7 protein-coding genes are annotated in these 16,062 nt (G+C 71.7%); 4 read left to right on the top strand and 3 right to left on the bottom strand.

What is annotated here, in order from left to right:
- Positions 1 to 1,660: type I polyketide synthase (locus IEY86_RS34440; protein WP_229699020.1), on the bottom strand; the 1,660-nt coding region annotated here is incomplete at its 3' end.
- A gap of 437 nt (positions 1,661 to 2,097) precedes the next feature.
- On the opposite strand from IEY86_RS34440, the gene IEY86_RS34435 reads away from it, so the two are divergent.
- The 4 genes from IEY86_RS34435 (at position 2,098) to IEY86_RS34420 (ending at position 6,931) form a co-directional block, all read left to right on the top strand.
- Positions 2,098 to 3,303, top strand: coding sequence for a cytochrome P450 (locus tag IEY86_RS34435; protein WP_189135840.1), 1,206 nt, complete (start codon positions 2,098 to 2,100; stop codon positions 3,301 to 3,303).
- 41 nt (positions 3,304 to 3,344) lie between these two features.
- Positions 3,345 to 4,559, top strand: coding sequence for a cytochrome P450 (locus tag IEY86_RS34430; protein WP_189135839.1), 1,215 nt, complete (start codon positions 3,345 to 3,347; stop codon positions 4,557 to 4,559).
- A 135-nt stretch (positions 4,560 to 4,694) separates the two neighbouring features.
- The gene (locus IEY86_RS34425; RefSeq protein WP_189135838.1) at positions 4,695 to 5,612 is read left to right on the top strand and encodes an ABC transporter ATP-binding protein; all 918 of its coding nucleotides are present in this window, start codon (positions 4,695 to 4,697) and stop codon (positions 5,610 to 5,612) included.
- Complete coding sequence (locus IEY86_RS34420) at positions 5,609 to 6,931, top strand: ABC transporter permease (RefSeq protein WP_229699019.1); 1,323 nt, start codon at positions 5,609 to 5,611, stop codon at positions 6,929 to 6,931. The genes IEY86_RS34425 and IEY86_RS34420 overlap by 4 nt, the downstream gene beginning before the upstream one ends.
- Before the next feature lie 157 nt (positions 6,932 to 7,088).
- Here IEY86_RS34420 and IEY86_RS34415 read toward each other — a convergent pair whose 3' ends face one another.
- Complete coding sequence (locus IEY86_RS34415; protein ID WP_189135837.1) at positions 7,089 to 8,060, bottom strand: Gfo/Idh/MocA family protein; 972 nt, start codon at positions 8,058 to 8,060, stop codon at positions 7,089 to 7,091.
- A 43-nt stretch (positions 8,061 to 8,103) separates the two neighbouring features.
- Positions 8,104 to 16,062: SDR family NAD(P)-dependent oxidoreductase (locus IEY86_RS34410; protein ID WP_444545859.1), on the bottom strand; the 7,959-nt coding region annotated here is incomplete at its 5' end.

Genomic DNA, 16,062 nt, shown 5'->3' with positions numbered 1-16,062 from the left:
CAGCCAACTCCGCCAACCCACCGCACAACCCACCCAGATCCGAACCCAGAACCACCGCACGATGCTCAAACACCGAACGCCCCGCCACCAACGAAGCACCCACATCCCACGGATCCAGACCCACCCGCCCCCGCACACACCCCAACAACCGACCCGCCTGCTCCCGCAACGCCCCACCACCACGACCCGACACCGGCCAAGCCACAATCGGGAGCGACGGGGTCACCGGCTCCGAAGGAGACTCGGACGGCTCGGCCGGTTCGGCGGCGGCCTCCTGAGGCGCCTCCTCGAGCACGGCGTGCGCATTGGTGCCACTGACGCCGAAGGCCGAGACTCCGGCACGGCGGGGCCGGTCGGCGTCCTCGGGCCATGCCTGGCGCTCGGTCAGCAGCCGTACCCCACCGGTGGACCAGTCGACTCGCGACGAAGGAGCGTCCACGTGAAGGGTCCGCGGCAGCTCGGAGTTGCGCATCGCCATGACCATCTTGATCACGCCGGCCACACCGGCCGCCGCCTGCGTATGACCGATGTTGGACTTCAGCGATCCGAGCCACAGCGGGCGTCCCGGCTCCCGCCCCTGCCCATAGGTCGCCAGCAGCGCCTGCGCCTCGATGGGGTCGCCCAGCCTGGTGCCCGTGCCGTGCGCCTCCACCGCGTCCACATCGGTGGCCGACAGACCGGCACCCGCCAGCGCCTGCCGGATCACCCGCTGCTGTGAGGGACCGTTCGGCGCCGTCAGACCACTGCTGGCGCCGTCCTGGTTAACCGCGCTGCCGCGGATCAGGCCGAGCACGGTGTGGCCATGGGCCCTGGCGTCGCTGAGCCTTTCCAGGAGGAGCAGGCCCGCTCCCTCGCCCCAGCCGGTGCCGTCGGCACCGTCCGCGAAGGACTTGCAGCGGCCGTCGGGTGACAGCCCGCGCTGGCGGCTGAACTCGGTGAAGGTCACGGGGGTGGACATCACCGCGACACCGCCGGCGAGCGCAAGCGAGCACTCCCGCGCACGCAGCGCCTGGCAGGCCAGATGCAGGGCCACCAGCGACGACGAACAGGCGGTGTCCACCGTCACCGCGGGGCCCTCCAGGCCCAGGGTGTAGGCGACCCGGCCGGAGGCGATGCTGCCCGCGCTGCCGTTGCCGATGAAGCCTTCGAGACCGGCGGGGGGCTGCGCGAACCGGGACCCGTAGTCGTTGTACATCACACCGACGAAGACGCCGGTGGGGCTGCCCTTCATCGAGGCGGGGTCGATACCCGCCCGCTCGAAGGCCTCCCAGGAGATCTCCAGCAGCAGCCGCTGCTGCGGATCGGTGGCCAGGGCCTCACGGGGCGACATCCCGAAGAAGTCCGGGTCGAAGTCCGCCGCGTCGTGCAGGAAGCCGCCTTCGCGGGTGTAGCAGGTGCCGGGGTGCTCGGGGTCCGGGTGGTACAGCGAAGAGACATTCCAGCCCCGGTCCTCGGGGAAGGCGGAGATGCCGTCGGTACCGGTGGCGACCAGTTGCCACAGGTCCTCCGGCGAACGCACGCCCCCGGGGTAGCGGCAGCTCATGGCCACGATCGCGATCGGCTCGCGGTCCTTGGCCTCCAGACTGCGCAGCCGCGTGGTGGTGCGGTGCAGGTCCGCGGTCACCCGCTTGAGGTAGTCCCGGAGGCGGTCCTCGCTCACAGTCCGGCTCCCTGACGCGGTTCGGGAATGGCGGACCCGAGCAGGAACACGTCCGCACCGCCCGGAACGGGAAGGAACACCGGCTCTCCTCATGCTCAGCCACATGTGCCGTGTGCACGGCCACCTCGAACCCGGCCCAGTGTGGTGCGGTCGCGGGCTCCTCCGGCCTTCTGACCTCCGACTCTGAAAGATCCCCTAGCGATGCCGGGAGCGGCCGGCCTCACGGGGGTACTGGCAATTCCCTAGAGTTCCGCGGAGGTTCTGGCCTCCCTTTCCCGGGACGTGCTGGGCTGAGGCCGATCGTCCTGCCGAAGTCGGCCCGCCGAGTCGGCGGGGCCGGCTCCAGTCCTCGGATGCCCTGACATCCGGTGTCCGGCGCGAGGTCCGCATCAGGGTCCCGCCCGACCGCTTCACCCGACGCAGGAGAGGGGAACCAGATGGCAGTCGCGCCCGGCACGGAGGCGACCGCACCGCCCGAGGTGAGCCTGGACGGCGGCGAGTCGCTGCTGGCCTGGCTGCGTCGGATGCGCGCCGAGCAGCCGGTGTGGCGTGACGCGGCCGGCAAGGTCCATGTCTTCCGTCACGAGGACATCCAGCGCATCGTCGCCGATCCCGCGGCGTTCTCCTCCGACACCGTGACGCGCCTGTCCGGCGGTGAACGCCAGCCTCCCGGCGGCACATTGCTCCTGCTGGACCCGCCGCGCCACGGCAAGCTGCGCAGGCTCGTGAGCAAGGTCTTCACCGCGAAGATGGTCTCGGATCTGGCGCCGCGCATCACCCAGGTCGCCACCGAGCTGCTCGACGGCATCGACGCCGCGCGGGACGACCGCTTCGACGTGGTCGAGTCGTTCGCCAACCCCCTCCCCGTCATCGTGATCTCCTCGATGCTCGGCGTGCCGCCGTCCGACCGGCCCCTGTTCCAGGTCTGGGCGGACAACCTGCTGACCGTGGACTGGGAGACCCCGGAAGGCATGGAGGTCATGGGCAGGACCGTCCAGGAGCTGGACGCCTACCTGCGCAAGCACGTCACGGAGCGGCGCGAGCAGGAGCGGGACGACCTGATCTCGACGCTGGTGCGGGCCGAGGTCGACGGCGAGACCCTCAACGACGACGACGTGGTCAGCTTCGCGGCGCTCCTGCTGCTCGCAGGCCATGTCACCACCGCGGTGCTGCTGGGCAACATGCTGCTGAGCCTGGACCTCGAGCCCGAGCTGCCGGCCGAGCTGCGCGCGGACAGGTCGCGGATCCCCGCCTTCACCGAGGAGGTCCTGCGCTACCGCCCGCCGTTCCTGAAGATCGAGCGAGTACCCACCGCGGACACCAAGATCGCCGGTGAACTCGTGGCCGAGAACACGATGATGTACCTCTGGCTGCTGTCCGCGAACCGTGATGAGCAGGTGTTCGCCGAGCCGGACCGCTTCCTGACCGACCGGCCCAATGCCAAGCAGATGGCTTTCGGGCACGGCATCCACTACTGCCTCGGCGCTCCGCTCGCCCGGATGGAGGGGCAGATCGCGCTCAATCTGATGCTCGACCGCTACGCCGACATCCAGGTGGACCACGGCACCGGGCTGTCCTACTTCGACAACAGGGTCAACGTCTTCGGACTGCGGCAGCTGCCGGTGTCGGTACGCCGGGTCTGAGCTGCCTCCGAGCGGACGGTACCGAACCATACGGAGGAGCCATGGCTTTCGAGCCGAAACCGCCCGTGATCCCCACGACACGCACGTGTCCTTTCGATCCGGACCCGGAGTACATCCGGCTGCGTGAGAAGGACCCGATCAGCCCGGTGACGTTCAATGTCGCCCCCGGCCGCAAGGACGGCTGGCTGGCCACCCGGCACGAGGACGTCCGCAAGATCATGGCGGACGCCCGGTTCAGCCATCGGGCCGACCTGCTGGCCCTGGTGTCCCAGCCCCCGTTCGAGGTGGAGAACTACGACCCCAAGCCGTCGCCCCCGGGCTCGTTCGTGCGCATGGACGCCCCCGAGCACACGAGGTACCGGCGGTTGCTGACGGGCTTCTTCACCGTGCGCCGCATCCAGCAGTACGAGCCGACGCTCGCCGGGATCATCGACGGGTGCCTGGACGAACTGGAGGCGCTGGAGCCGCCGGTCGACCTGCTGACCGCGTTCATCAAGAAGGTCGTCTACCGGTCCGTGCACTCGGTGATGGGTGTCCCGGAGAGCGACATCGCGGAGCTGGACGAGCACTTCTCGGTCCTCATGGGGCTCCAGTACTCCCTCGAGGAGTTCATCCACCACAACGGGGCGCTCGACGCCACCCTCGAGCGGATCGTCCAGTACCTGTTCGACAATCCGAGCGACAAGCTCCTGGGACAGCTCATCGCCACGGGCGAGCTGACCCAGGAGGAGGTGACCAACATCTGCTGGATCACCATCGGCGGCGCCCTGGACACCACCCCCAACATGCTGGGACTTGGCACCTTCGCCCTGCTCGAGCACCCCGAGCAACTGGCGAAGGTACGGGCGCGGCCCGAGCTCATGGAGCGCGCTGTGGAGGAGCTGCTGCGCTACCTGACCATCTCGCACCTGGGTGCCAGCCGGGTCGCCCTGGAGGACGTGGAGATCGGCGGTCGGACCATCGAGGCCGGTCAGACCGTGGTGCTCTCGCTGCCGGCCGCCAACCGCGACCCGGAGCAGTTCGAGCGCCCCGAGGAGTTCGACGTGACCCGGCCCTCGCGCCGCCATGTGGCCTTCGGCTTCGGCATCCACCAGTGCCTCGGCCAGCACCTGGCGCGGGCCACCTTGCGCATCGGGTTCCAGAAGCTCTTCGACCGGTTCCCCGGCCTTCGGCTGGCGGTCCCCGCCGACGAGGTCCCGCTCCGGTCCATCGCCATGCACTACGGGGTTCAGGAGCTGCCCGTGACCTGGCGGTGACCGCCACCCGATCAGGAGCACCGTTCCGCAGCAAGGACACCCAACCGATCAGGAAAGAAGCGCTCGAGTGATAGACCTTCACAAGCCGTACGGCGGGGCTGCCGCGCAGCTCTCGCTCCTGCCCGCCGACGTGTCATGACTTCGGCGATAGCCGCCGACGGGGTCAGGAAGCGCTACGGGGACATCCAGGCGGTCGACGGGGTGTCGCTGACCGTCGAGACCGGCGAGTTCTACGGTGTCCTGGGCCCCAACGGCGCCGGGAAGACCACCACCCTCGAGATCCTCGAGGGTGTCCGGGAACCCGACGAGGGCAGCATCGAACTGTTCGGTCTCAGCCCCTGGCCGCGCAACTCCAAGCTGCTGCCGAGGATCGGTGTGCAGTTCCAGGCCTCGGCCTTCTTCGATCAGCTCACCACGCGCGAGACGATCCGGCTCTTCGCCTCGTTCTACCGGGTCGGAGTGCGCCGGGCCGAAGCCATGCTGGAGCGCGTGGGACTCACCGACTTGGCGGGGGTGCACGCCGACAAGCTCTCCGGCGGGCAGGCGCAGCGTCTGTCGATCGCCTGCGCGCTGGTCCACGACCCGGAGCTGGTCTTCCTCGACGAGCCGACCGCGGGCCTGGACCCGCAGGCGCGCCGCAATCTGTGGGACCTGCTGCGTGACATCAACGCGGAGGGCCGGACCGTCGTCCTCACCACCCACTACCTGGACGAGGCGGAGATCCTCTGCGACCGGGTGTCGGTGATGGACCACGGGAAGATCCTCAAGACCGGCGCCCCGGCCACCCTGGTACGGGAGTTGGACGACAAGGTGCGGGTCAGCGTGGAGTCCGGTCTGGTGACCGCGCCGGCGATGTGCGAGCTGCTGGCCGAGGTGGGCGCGGGCAGCGTGGCGGTGGAGGACGACGGGGTCTCCCTGACGGTGGCCACCAACACTCCCGCGCCGGTGCTCTCGGTGCTGGCGGAGCAGGGCGCGCTGCGCGGCCTCGAGGTGCGCGGAGCCACGCTGGAGGACGTCTTCCTCCAGCTGACCGGACGGGAGTACCGGGCGTGAGTATCGAGCACACCGACCAGTCCACGGCCACGGCGGGCGCGTCGCCGCAGGAGGACGAGTCCCCGCGGCCCGGCACGGCGCCGCAGTCCGGAAAGCCGGGGCCCGGAAAGACGGAGTCCGGAGAAGCGGGGTCCGGAAAGGCGGAGTCCGGAAAGACGGGGCCCGGAAAAGAGGGGCCCGGAAGAGCGGAGACGAAGGCGGGGAGCGAGAAAGGCGGGAAGGGCAGCGACAGGAGGATCGGGGCGGAGCGCCTGAGCGCTTTCCGTGAACTGTCCCGCGCCATGATCCTCATCTCGGTGCGGGACAAGGCCACCGTCTTCTTCCTCGTCGTCTTCCCCGTGATGTTCCTGCTCCTGTTCGGCACCCTGTTCAAGGACGGAGCGACGGCGCACGCGAAGGTGGCTCAAGTCGGCGCCGTCCAGCTGCTGGACTCGGTGCACGGTGCCGACCGCGCCCAGTTGGACAAGGTCCTCAGCATCACCAGGACGCGGGACGAGGCGGAAGCGCTGCGCAAGGTCAGGAAGGGCGACCTGGACGCGCTGATCGAGCAGGGCAAGGGCAATACGCTCGTGCTGCGCTTCAGCGGCTCGGACCAGGTGAAGAGCGCCAGCGTGAAGGGCATCTTCAACTCGCTTCTCCAGCAGGCCAATCTGGCGGCCACCGGCAAACCGGCGACCTACACTCTCAAGTCCAGCCGGATCGAGGACCAGTCGCTCAAACCCATCCAGTTCCTCACTCCGGGCCTGCTGGGCTGGGCAATCGCCACGGGTGCGGTCTTCAGCTCCTCGCTGACCCTGGTGACGATGCGCAGGAAGCGGGTGCTGCGGCGGCTGCGGATGGCGCCCATCAGCGCGGGCTCGGTGGTGGCCTCCCGGATCGGAGTCACGATGATCATCGCGCTGGTCCAGACGGTCCTGTTCATCTCGGTGGCCAGCACGCCGTACTTCGGGCTCGAACTCACCGGAAACTGGTGGCTCATCGTCCCCCTGGTCATCTGCGCCACCATCGCGTTCATGTCGATCGGCCTGCTGACGGGCTCACTGGCCAAGACTGAGGAGGCCGCCAACGGCTTCTCGCAGCTCATCGTGCTGCCGATGTCGTTCCTGTCCGGATCGTTCTTCTCCCTGGACGACGCCCCCGGCTGGCTCAAGGCGGTGTCGCAGGCGATGCCGCTGCGCTATCTGGTCACAGGCAGCGAGTCGGTGCTCACCCGCGGCGGAGGCATCCTGGACGTCCTGCCGACGATGGGCGGCATGCTGCTCTTCGCGGCGGTGCTGGCCACGATCTCCTGGCGCTTCTTCAGCTGGGACGACGCGTAACTCGCCGCCGTCCCCCGGTCCGCACGCACCCGGACCCGTACGCCATCTCGGCGTACGGCTCCGCTGCTGTCCAGGGCTCCGCCGCTGTCCACAGCCCCGTTTCGTCCCCGTCGGCGATACGGATTCCACGCTCCGGCACGGGTCACTCCGGCACGGGTCACTCGGGGCGGGCGGCGCACCGGACGGCGTCCACGAGCCCGGCCTGCCGCAGGATCTCGTGCCCCGAGGCCGACAGGTCGCCGCCCTCGAGCACGGTCCGGGCGAAGGCTCCCACCAGGTTGGCGAACTGGTGGTCGGGGGCGAGGGTGCGCTCCTCGAAATGGTCCTGCCGCTGGATGCGCACCACGGGGCGCAGGGTCGGCGGGGTCGTGAACGCCCGCTCCAGGGTGACCGTGCCCTCACTGCCCCACACCGTGTACGTACAGCGGTAGGAGCGGTCGAACCCGAACGACAGATGACCGCTCCGGCCGTCAGGGGTGGACACCAGCGCGGCGCCTCCGACGTCGACGCCGGTCGACCGGTCCCACCGCGCGACCGCGCCCTCGACCCGCACATCGGGGCCGAGGAACAGGCCGGCCGCGCGCAGGGTGTAGACGCCGGCGTCCAGGAGGGCGCCGCCCCCGAGCGAGCGCTGGTAGCGGATGTCGGCGGGATCGAGCGGGGGGAAGCCGAACTCCGCGGTCATCGAGCGCGGCTCGCCGATCGTTCCCTCGTCGATCAGACGCCGCACGGCGGCGTGCTGGCTGTGGTGGAGGAAGGCGAAGTTCTCCACCAGCAGCCGGTTCCCGCTGCGTGCGGCGCCCACCAGGGCGACGGCCTCGGCGGCGTCGGTGGAGAGCGGCTTCTCGGCCAGCACGTGCTTTCCCGCCGCCAGCGCCTTGCCGACCCATTCGGCGTGCAGCGCGGGCGGCAGGGGGATGTACACCGCGTCGATGTCCACGCGGTCCAGCAGAGCCGCGTAGCCGGTCACCGCCTCGCAGCCGGCCCGCCGGGCGAAGGCCTCGGCCTTCTCCCGGCCGCGGCTGGCCACGGCGACCAGCCGCACCGAGGGTTCGGCCATGAGCGCCGGGATGGTGTTGCGCTGCGCGATGTCCGCGCAGCCGAGGACTCCCACGTTGAGCACGGACATCGCGGCTCGCTTCCTTGTCTTGGTCTTCCGAGTACTGCCGTGCTCAGGAGGACCCGAACTCGCTGTCGATGAAGTCGAAGAGGTCGTCGTCGCTCGCCGAGTCGATCCTGTCCTCGACCGCCACCGCGGAGGTCTCGGCCGTCGCTGGGTCCAAGCGGGTCAGCAGGCCCTTGAGCCGCGAGGCCAGTGTCGTCAGCGCCGCTTCGTCCTGCGCGACCCGCGTCAGTGAGCTCTCCAGCCGGTCGAGCTCGGCGAGCAGCGGCAGCAACGAGGCCCCGGCCCCCGGCGCCATGTCGGAGCGCAGATGCCCGGCCATGGCGAGGGGTGTGGGGTAGTCGAAGAGCAGGGTCGCGGGCAGCCTCAGACCGGTGGCCGCGATGAGCCGGTTACGCAGCTCGACGGCCGTCAGTGAGTCGAAGCCCATCTCCAGGAAGCCCCGTTCGGCGTCGACGGCGTCCGTGTCGGTGTAGCCGAGGACCGCCGCGGACTGGTCGCGCACGACCTCCAGCAGGACCGCCTCCTGGGCCGCCGGATCGAGGCCCGCCAGCCGTCGGCGCAGCTGCTCGCCGGGGGCGCCCGTCTCGTCCGCCGAGGCGGGGCGAGGACGGCCGGCGGGGGGCCTGACCAGGCCGCGCATCAGGGCGGGCACCTCTCCGTCCGGGGACCGGAACGCCCCGGTGTCAAGGTGGGCGGGCACGAGTACCGCTCCACCGGCCGCGACCGCGGCGTCGAACAGGGCCAGGGCGTCCCCCGAGGGCATCGGTGTGACTCCGCGGCGGGCCATCCGCCGCAGGTCGGCCTCGTCGAGCTTGCCGGTCATGGCGCTGCGCTGTTCCCACAGGCCCCAGGCCAGGGACTGGGCGGGCAGGCCCTGCGCGCGGCGGTGCTGCGCGAAGGCGTCGAGGAAGGCATTGGCCGCGGAGTAGTTGGCCTGCCCCACACCGCCGAAGGTGCCTGCCAGGGAGGAGAACAGCACGAACGCGCGGAGCCCGAGGTCCCGGGTCAGTTCGTGCAGGTGCAGCGCCGAGTCGGCCTTGGCGCGCAGGACTCGGTCCAGTCGCTCGGGGGTGAGCGAGGCGATCACCCCGTCGTCGAGGACACCGGCGGTGTGCACGACGGCCGTGAGCGGGTGCTCCGGGGAAATGGCCGCCAGCAGGCCGGCGAGTGCTTCGCGGTCGGCGGTGTCGCAGGCGGCGACGGTGGCACGGGCCCCGAGCGCGGCCAGTTCGGCCGACAGCTCGGCGGCTCCGGGTGCGTCCGGGCCACGGCGTCCGACCAGCAGGAGGTGCCGTGCTCCGTGGCGGGTGACCAGGTGCCCGGCGACGAGGCGGCCCAGCGCACCGGTGGCGCCGGTGACGAGTACGGTGCCCTCGGGGTCGAGGAGGGCACGGCCGTCGGCGGCCTCGGCCGCCGGTACCGCGGCGGACCTGGTGCGCACCAGCCGGGGAACGCGCGGTTCGCCTTTGCGCAGGCTGAGTTGGGGCTCGCCGTGGACGGCCGCGGCGAGCAGTCCGCGGTGGGACTCCTGCTGGGCGTCCCAGTCGAGGAGGACGATGCGGTCGGGGTTCTCGGACTGGGCGGCGCGCACCAGTCCCCAGACGGCGGCTGCCGCCGGGTCGGGTGCGACGTCGCCGTCGTGCACCGCCATGGCGTGGCAGGTGATCAGGACCAGCCTGGACGAGGCGAACGCCTCCTCCGCCAGCCATGCCTGGACGAGCTCCAGTGCCTGACCGGTCGCCCGGCGGACGGCGGCCGCCAAGGCGTCGCCCGCGGTTCCCTCCACGTCGGCGGCTTGCCCGGTGAAGGAGCCCGGAACGGCCGCGAGGACGACGGCAGGGGGCTGCCCGCCCTCGGCGAGGGCCCCTGCCAGGGCGGGCAGGTCCACGTGGTGCTCGACGCGTGAGCCGAGCGGCTCCAGAGCCGCCGTCAGCGCGGGATCGCCGTCCAGCACCGCACAGGAGCCGCCCGAAGGCCGGGGGTGGGCGGCCTGCGGGACCGTCCAATCGACCTGGTAGAGCGAGCGGGCGGCGACCCGCTGGGCGGAACCGGCCCCGCCGAGGTGGTCGGCGGGCACCGGACGCAGTGTCAGGGCTTCGACGGTGGCGACCGGTCGGCCCTCGGTGTCGGCGACCCGCAGGGTCACCGTGGTGTCCTGCCCGACGGGAGTCAGCCGTACCCGCAGCGCGCGGGCTCCGGTGGTGTGCAGTCGGACACCGGCCCAGCTGAACGGAAGGAGGCCCGTTCCGCTCGATCCTGTCCGGGCGAGGCCGACGGTGTGGAGGGCCGAGTCGAGCAGGGCGGGGTGCAGACCGTGCCGGGCGGCGTCCGCCTGAGTCTCCTGCGGAAGTTGCACCTCGGCGTAGACCTCGTCGCCGTGCCGCCAGGCGGCGGTGAGCCCCTGGAATCCGGGCCCGTAGGCGAAGCCATTCGCGGCGAACCGCTCGTACAGGTCGTCGACGGCCAGGGCGGTGGCATCGGCGGGCGGCCAGGCCTCGAGGGTGAAGTCCGCCGGGGCCGTGGCGGGGGTCAGAAGACCCGCGGCGTGCCTGGTCCAGGGGTCGTCGTCCGTGGCGCCCTCCGGGCGGGAATGCACGGCGAGCACCCGGCTGCCCCGCTCTCCCGGCTCCTCCACCGTCACCTGCAACCGCACCGCGTCCTGCTCGTGCAGGACCAGCGGGGCTTCGAGGGTGAGCTCCTCGACGGTGCCGCAGCCGACCCGTTGGGCGGCCAGCACCGCGAGTTCGAGGAACGCCGTCCCGGGAAGGAGCGCCGCGCCGGAGACGGCGTGGTCGGCGAGCCAGGGATGGGTCTTCAGGGACAGCCGTCCGGTGAGGAGGTAGCCGTCGCGGCCCGCCAGCGGGGTGGCCGCGCCGAGCAGGGGGTGGTCGGAGGGGACGAGCCCGGCCGAGGCGACGTCGGGGTCGCCCGGTGCGGCGTCGAGCCAGTAGCGGCGGCGCTGGAAGGCGTAGGTGGGCAGCTCGACGCGGCGGGCGGAGCGACCGGCGAAGAACGCTTCCCAGTCCGGTCCGGTCCCGCGCACATGCAGCTCGGTGACCGCCCGGGTCAGTGCTTCGGGCTCAGGACGATTGCGGCGCAGCACGGGGACGACGACGGTGCCCGACGGCTCCTCCAGGCAGTCCTGGACCATCGAGGCCAGGACGCCGTCCGGGCCGAGTTCGACGAAGGTGGTCGCCCCCCGCAGCTCCAGGGCCCGCACACCGTCAGCGAAGCGCACTGCGTCGCGCACGTGCCGCACCCAGTACTCCGGCGTCTCCAACTGCCCGGTCTCGGCCGCGCGGCCGGTGGCATTGGAGATCACGGGGATGCTCGGCGCCGCGTACTCCAGGCCGCGGGCGACCGTCTCGAACTCCGCGAGCATCGCGTCCATCAGGGGCGAGTGGAAGGCGTGGGAGACATTCAGCCGCTTGGTCTTGCGGCCACTGGCCTCCCAGACTCCCGCGACCTCGTCAACGGCCGCGGCGTCGCCCGAGACGACCACGGACGAGGGTCCGTTCACGGCGGCCACGACCACCACGTCACCGTACGGCTGAAGGGACTCGGTGACCTCCGCCTCGGACGCCTGGACGGAGAGCATCGCGCCGCCGTCCGGGAGCGCCCGCATCAGCCGGCCGCGAGCCCCGACCAGGCGGCACGCATCCGCCAACGACAGCACTCCGGCCACGTGGGCGGCGGCCAGTTCGCCGATCGAGTGGCCCAGGAGGGCGTCGGGCTCGAGTCCCCAGTGCTCCAGGAGCCGGAACAGCGCCACTTCGACGGCGAACAGCCCCGCCTGGGTGAAGTCCGTGCGGTCCAGCAGCCCGGCCTCGGCGGTCCCGGCGGACGCGAACAGCACATCCCTCAGCGGCCGTTCCAGCTCCGCGTCCATGTGGGCGCACACGGCGTCCAGTGCGTCGGCGAAGGCCGGGAACGCCTCGTGGAGCTCGCGGCCCATGCCCGGACGCTGGCTGCCCTGACCGCTGAACAGGAACGCGGTACGGCCCTTCACCGTCCGGCCGTCGCCCCGGACGAGGTTGGGCACCGAGCGCCCCTGCGCCAGCGCTTTGAGCGCGTCGAGCAGTTCGGCGCGGTCGGTGCCGAGCGCGGCGGCGCGGTGCTCAAAGGCGGTGCGGCCAGAAGCCAGCGAGTAGCCGATGTCACCCGGCTCTTCCTCGGGCCTGGTCACCAGGTGGGCGGCCAGCCGATCCGCCTGCTGCCGCAGCGCCTCGGCGCTGCGCGCCGACAGCACCCAGGGGACCGGGCCGGTGGTGACGGCGGGATCGGCCGCGACCGGCGCGGATTCGTCCAACGCGGGTTGTTCCAGGATCACATGAGCATTGGTGCCGCTGATCCCGAACGAGGACACGGCCGCCCGCCGGGGGCGTCCGGTCTGCGGCCACGGTGCCGAGTCGCTCAGCAGCGAGACGGCACCGGCGGACCAGTCGATCTCGTCCGAGGGCCGGTCGATGTGCAGGGTCCTCGGCAACTCGCCGTGCCGCAGGGCCAGCACCATCTTGATCACACCGGCCACACCGGAGGCCGCCTGGGTGTGCCCGATATTGGACTTCAGGGCGCCCAGCAGCAGCGGACGGTCCGCTGGGCGGTCCTGGCCGTAGGTCGCCAGCAGCGCCTGCGCCTCGATGGGGTCACCCAGCCTGGTGCCCGTTCCATGCGCCTCGACCGCGTCCACCTCGGAGGCGGACAAGCCGGAGTTGGCCAGGGCCTGACGGATGACGCGCTGCTGTGCGGAGCCGCTCGGCGCGGTCATGCCGTTGCTCGCACCGTCCTGGTTCACCGCCGATCCGGCCAGGAGAGCCAGCACCGGGTGGCCATAGCGGCGGGCGTCCGACAACCGCTCCAGCAGCACCATGCCGACGCCCTCGGCCCAGCCCGCGCCATCGGCGTCGGCGGAGAACGCCTTGCAGCGCCCGTCGGGTGCCAGCGCGCGCTGCCTGCTGAACTCGATGAACGTGTCGAGCGAGGAGATGACCGTCACACCGCCGGCGAGCGCCATCGAGCACTCCCCCGACCGAAGCGCCTGCGCGGCCATGTGCAGGGCGACCAGGGACGACGAGCAGGCCGTGTCCACCGTCACCGCCGGACCCTCCAGGCCGAAGGTGTAGGCGATGCGTCCGGAGGCCACACTGCCGGCGCTGCCGGTGGCCAGATAGCCCTCGAAGCCCTCCGGTGCCTTCTGCACCCGTGAGCCGTAGTCGTGGTAGTTCGAGCCGACGAAGACACCGGCCGCACTGCCCCGCAGCACGGTGGGATCGATGCCTGCCCGCTCGAAGGCCTCCCAGGATGTCTCCAGAAGGAGCCGCTGCTGCGGGTCCACGGCCAGCGCCTCACGGGGACTCATGCCGAAGAACTCCGGATCGAAGCGATCGGCGTCGTAGAGGAATCCGCCTCCGCGGGCGTAGAACGTGCCCGGCCGGTCCGGATCGGCGTCGTACCTGCCCTCGATGTCCCAGCCCCGGTCGGCGGGGAACTCGGAGACGGCGTCGGCGCCGTCCGTGAGGAGCCTCCACAGGTCCTCGGGACTGGCGACTCCACCGGGAAGCCGGCAGCTCATCGACACGATCGCGATCGGGTCGTCCTGCGCGGCGGCCCTGGGCGCCACCGCCGTCGAGGCGTCGGCGGACGCAGCGCCGAGCAGTCGGGTGTGCAACTGCCGCGCCAGGGCGGAGGCCGTGGGGTGGTCGAAGACCAAAGTCACGGGAAGACGCAGACCGGTGGCCTCGGCGAGCCGATTGCGCAGTGCCACGGCGGTCAGCGAGTCGAAGCCCAGATCGCGGAAGGCCCGCTCCTCGTCCACGGCCTCGGCCCCGGAGTGCCCGAGAGCGGCGGCCGCCAGCGAGCGCACCAGGTCGAGGAGTTCATGCCTCTGCTCGGCCTCCGGCAGCGCGGCCAGGCGCTGCGCCAGGCCTCCGGCGACGGGGGAGCCAGGGGCCTCACCACCGGTGGTGGACCGGACGGCGCGGACCTCGGGCAATTCGCAGAGGGCGCGGTCGGCACCGCCGACCGTGTAGGCGAGGGCGTGCTTGTCCCAGCGGACATCGGCCACGGCGAGAAAGGGTTCCCGCTCGTCGATGGCCTGGTGAAGGGCCGTCAGCGCGAGCTCCGGGTCCATCGCGGGCATGCCGCCGCGAGCCAGCCGCTCACCGGTCTCACCCGCGGCCAGACCGCCGCCGCCCCAGGCGCCCCAGGCCACGGAAGTTGCGGGGAGCCCGTCCGAGGCCCGCTGCTGGGCCAGTGCGTCCAGGAAGGCATTGGCAGCGGCGTAGCTGCCCTGCCCCGGGCCGCCGAGGCTGCCCGCCAGGGACGAGAAGAGGACGAAGGCGGAGAGTTCGAGGTCTCGGGTGAGCTCGTGCAGATGGAGCGCGGCGGCCACCTTCGGACGCAGCACGGTCTCGCCGCGTGCGGGCGTCAGCGCGTCGAGGACTCCGTCGTCCAGCACCCCGGCGGCATGCACCACGGCGCTGAGGGGCCGGTCCTCGGGGACAGCGGCCAGCAGAGCTGCCAGTTGGTCCCTGTCCGAGACATCGCAGGCGGCGATGGTGACACGGGCGCCGAGCGCGACCAGCTCCGAGCACAGTTCGGCGGCGCCGGGCGCGTCGGGACCACGGCGCCCGGCCAGCAGGAGGTGGTCGGCGCCGTTGCGGGCCAGCCAGCGGGCGACATGCGCGGCCACTCCCCCGGTGCCACCGGTGACGAGCACGGTCCCGCGAGGGGTCCAGCGGTCGGACGAGGACGTCGCGGGGGTCGCGCGGACGAGTCGGCGGGCGAACAGACCGGAGGCCCGGACGGCCACCTGGTCCTCGCCGGCGGCACCGGACAGCGCACCGGCCACCCTGGACAGGGCCCTGGCGTCGAGTGCGCCGGGCAGGTCGATCAAGCCGCCCCAGCGCTGCGGGTACTCCAGCGCGGCAATCCGGCCAAGACCCCAGGCGAGCGCCTGAAGCGGTGCGGCGAGGCGGTCCGAGCGCCCGGTCGAGACGGCGCCCCGGGTGGCGAGCCACAGCGGCGCGTCGAGTCCGATGTCCCCCAGTGCCTGGAGGAGCGCGACGTTGAGCGCCAGACCGGCGGTCATGGGGCTGCCGGGCGAGTTCGGCGACTCGTCCAGGGCCAGAAGCGACAGGACACCGTCGATCCGCGGCGCGTCCTGCGGGACGGCCGCGTTCAGCAGACCCGTCACGGTGGCGCGTTCCTCGTCACCGCCCGTCTCCGTCACGGCGAGTTCGAGTGTGATGATCCGCGCGCCATGGGCACCGAGTCCGCTGACGACCTCGGCCACGGGCGCGGAGTCCGCCTGGCCTCGGGGCACTGCCACCAGCCAGGTGCCATGGAGCCTGGTCGCCGGGGAAGTGCTGGTGACCGGCTGCCAGGCGATCCGGTACCGCCAGCCGTCGACGGAGGAACGGGCAAGCCGTTCCTTGCGCCAGTTGGAGAGCGCCGGCAGAACCTCGGCCAAGGGCTCATGCGCGGGCAGCCGGAGGGTGTCGGCGAGGGCTTCGAGGTCCTCCCGCTCGACGGCCTCCCAGAAGCGGGCATCGATCGCCGACTGGGGACCGCCCGAACTCGGCCGCACGTCGGCCCTGTCGAGCCAGTAGCGGCGGTNGTCGTCGCGCCGCAGCGTGCCGCCGACCACCGCGTCCTCGGCGGCCTCCTCAACCGCCATCGCCAGCACCGGATGCGCACTGACCTCCACAAAGACCCCATGACCACGCTCGGCCAGACCCCGCACAGCCTCATCGAAGCGCACCCGCTGCCGCAGATTGCGATACCAGTAACCGGCATCCAGCGCCGCGGTGTCGATGAACTCCGCCTCCACCGTGGAGAAGAACGGCACCGCACCCGAGCGCGGAGCAACATCGGCCAGCACCTCCGCCAACTCCGACTCAATGGCCTCCACATGGGACGAGTGCGAGGCGTAGTCCACCGGCACCGCCCGCGCCCGGACCCCCGACGCCTCACAACGCCCGATCAACTCCTTCAACGCCTCCGC

It is taken from the genome of Wenjunlia tyrosinilytica (assembly GCF_014646055.1).
GTDB classification, from domain to species: Bacteria; Actinomycetota; Actinomycetes; order Streptomycetales; family Streptomycetaceae; genus Wenjunlia; species Wenjunlia tyrosinilytica.
Note: the sequence above shows the minus strand (reverse complement) of the source record. Positions and strands in the feature narration are given on the sequence as shown.

What these genes read in the sequence shown, in the direction of transcription:
- IEY86_RS34425 (WP_189135838.1), top strand. Translation starts at nt 4,695, where the DNA reads ATGACTTCGGCGATAGCCGCCGACGGGGTCAGGAAGCGCTACGGGGAC.
- IEY86_RS34435 (WP_189135840.1), top strand. Translation starts at nt 2,098, where the DNA reads ATGGCAGTCGCGCCCGGCACGGAGGCGACCGCACCGCCCGAGGTGAGC.
- IEY86_RS34430 (WP_189135839.1), top strand. Translation starts at nt 3,345, where the DNA reads ATGGCTTTCGAGCCGAAACCGCCCGTGATCCCCACGACACGCACGTGT.
- IEY86_RS34415 (WP_189135837.1), bottom strand. Translation starts at nt 8,060, where the DNA reads ATGTCCGTGCTCAACGTGGGAGTCCTCGGCTGCGCGGACATCGCGCAG.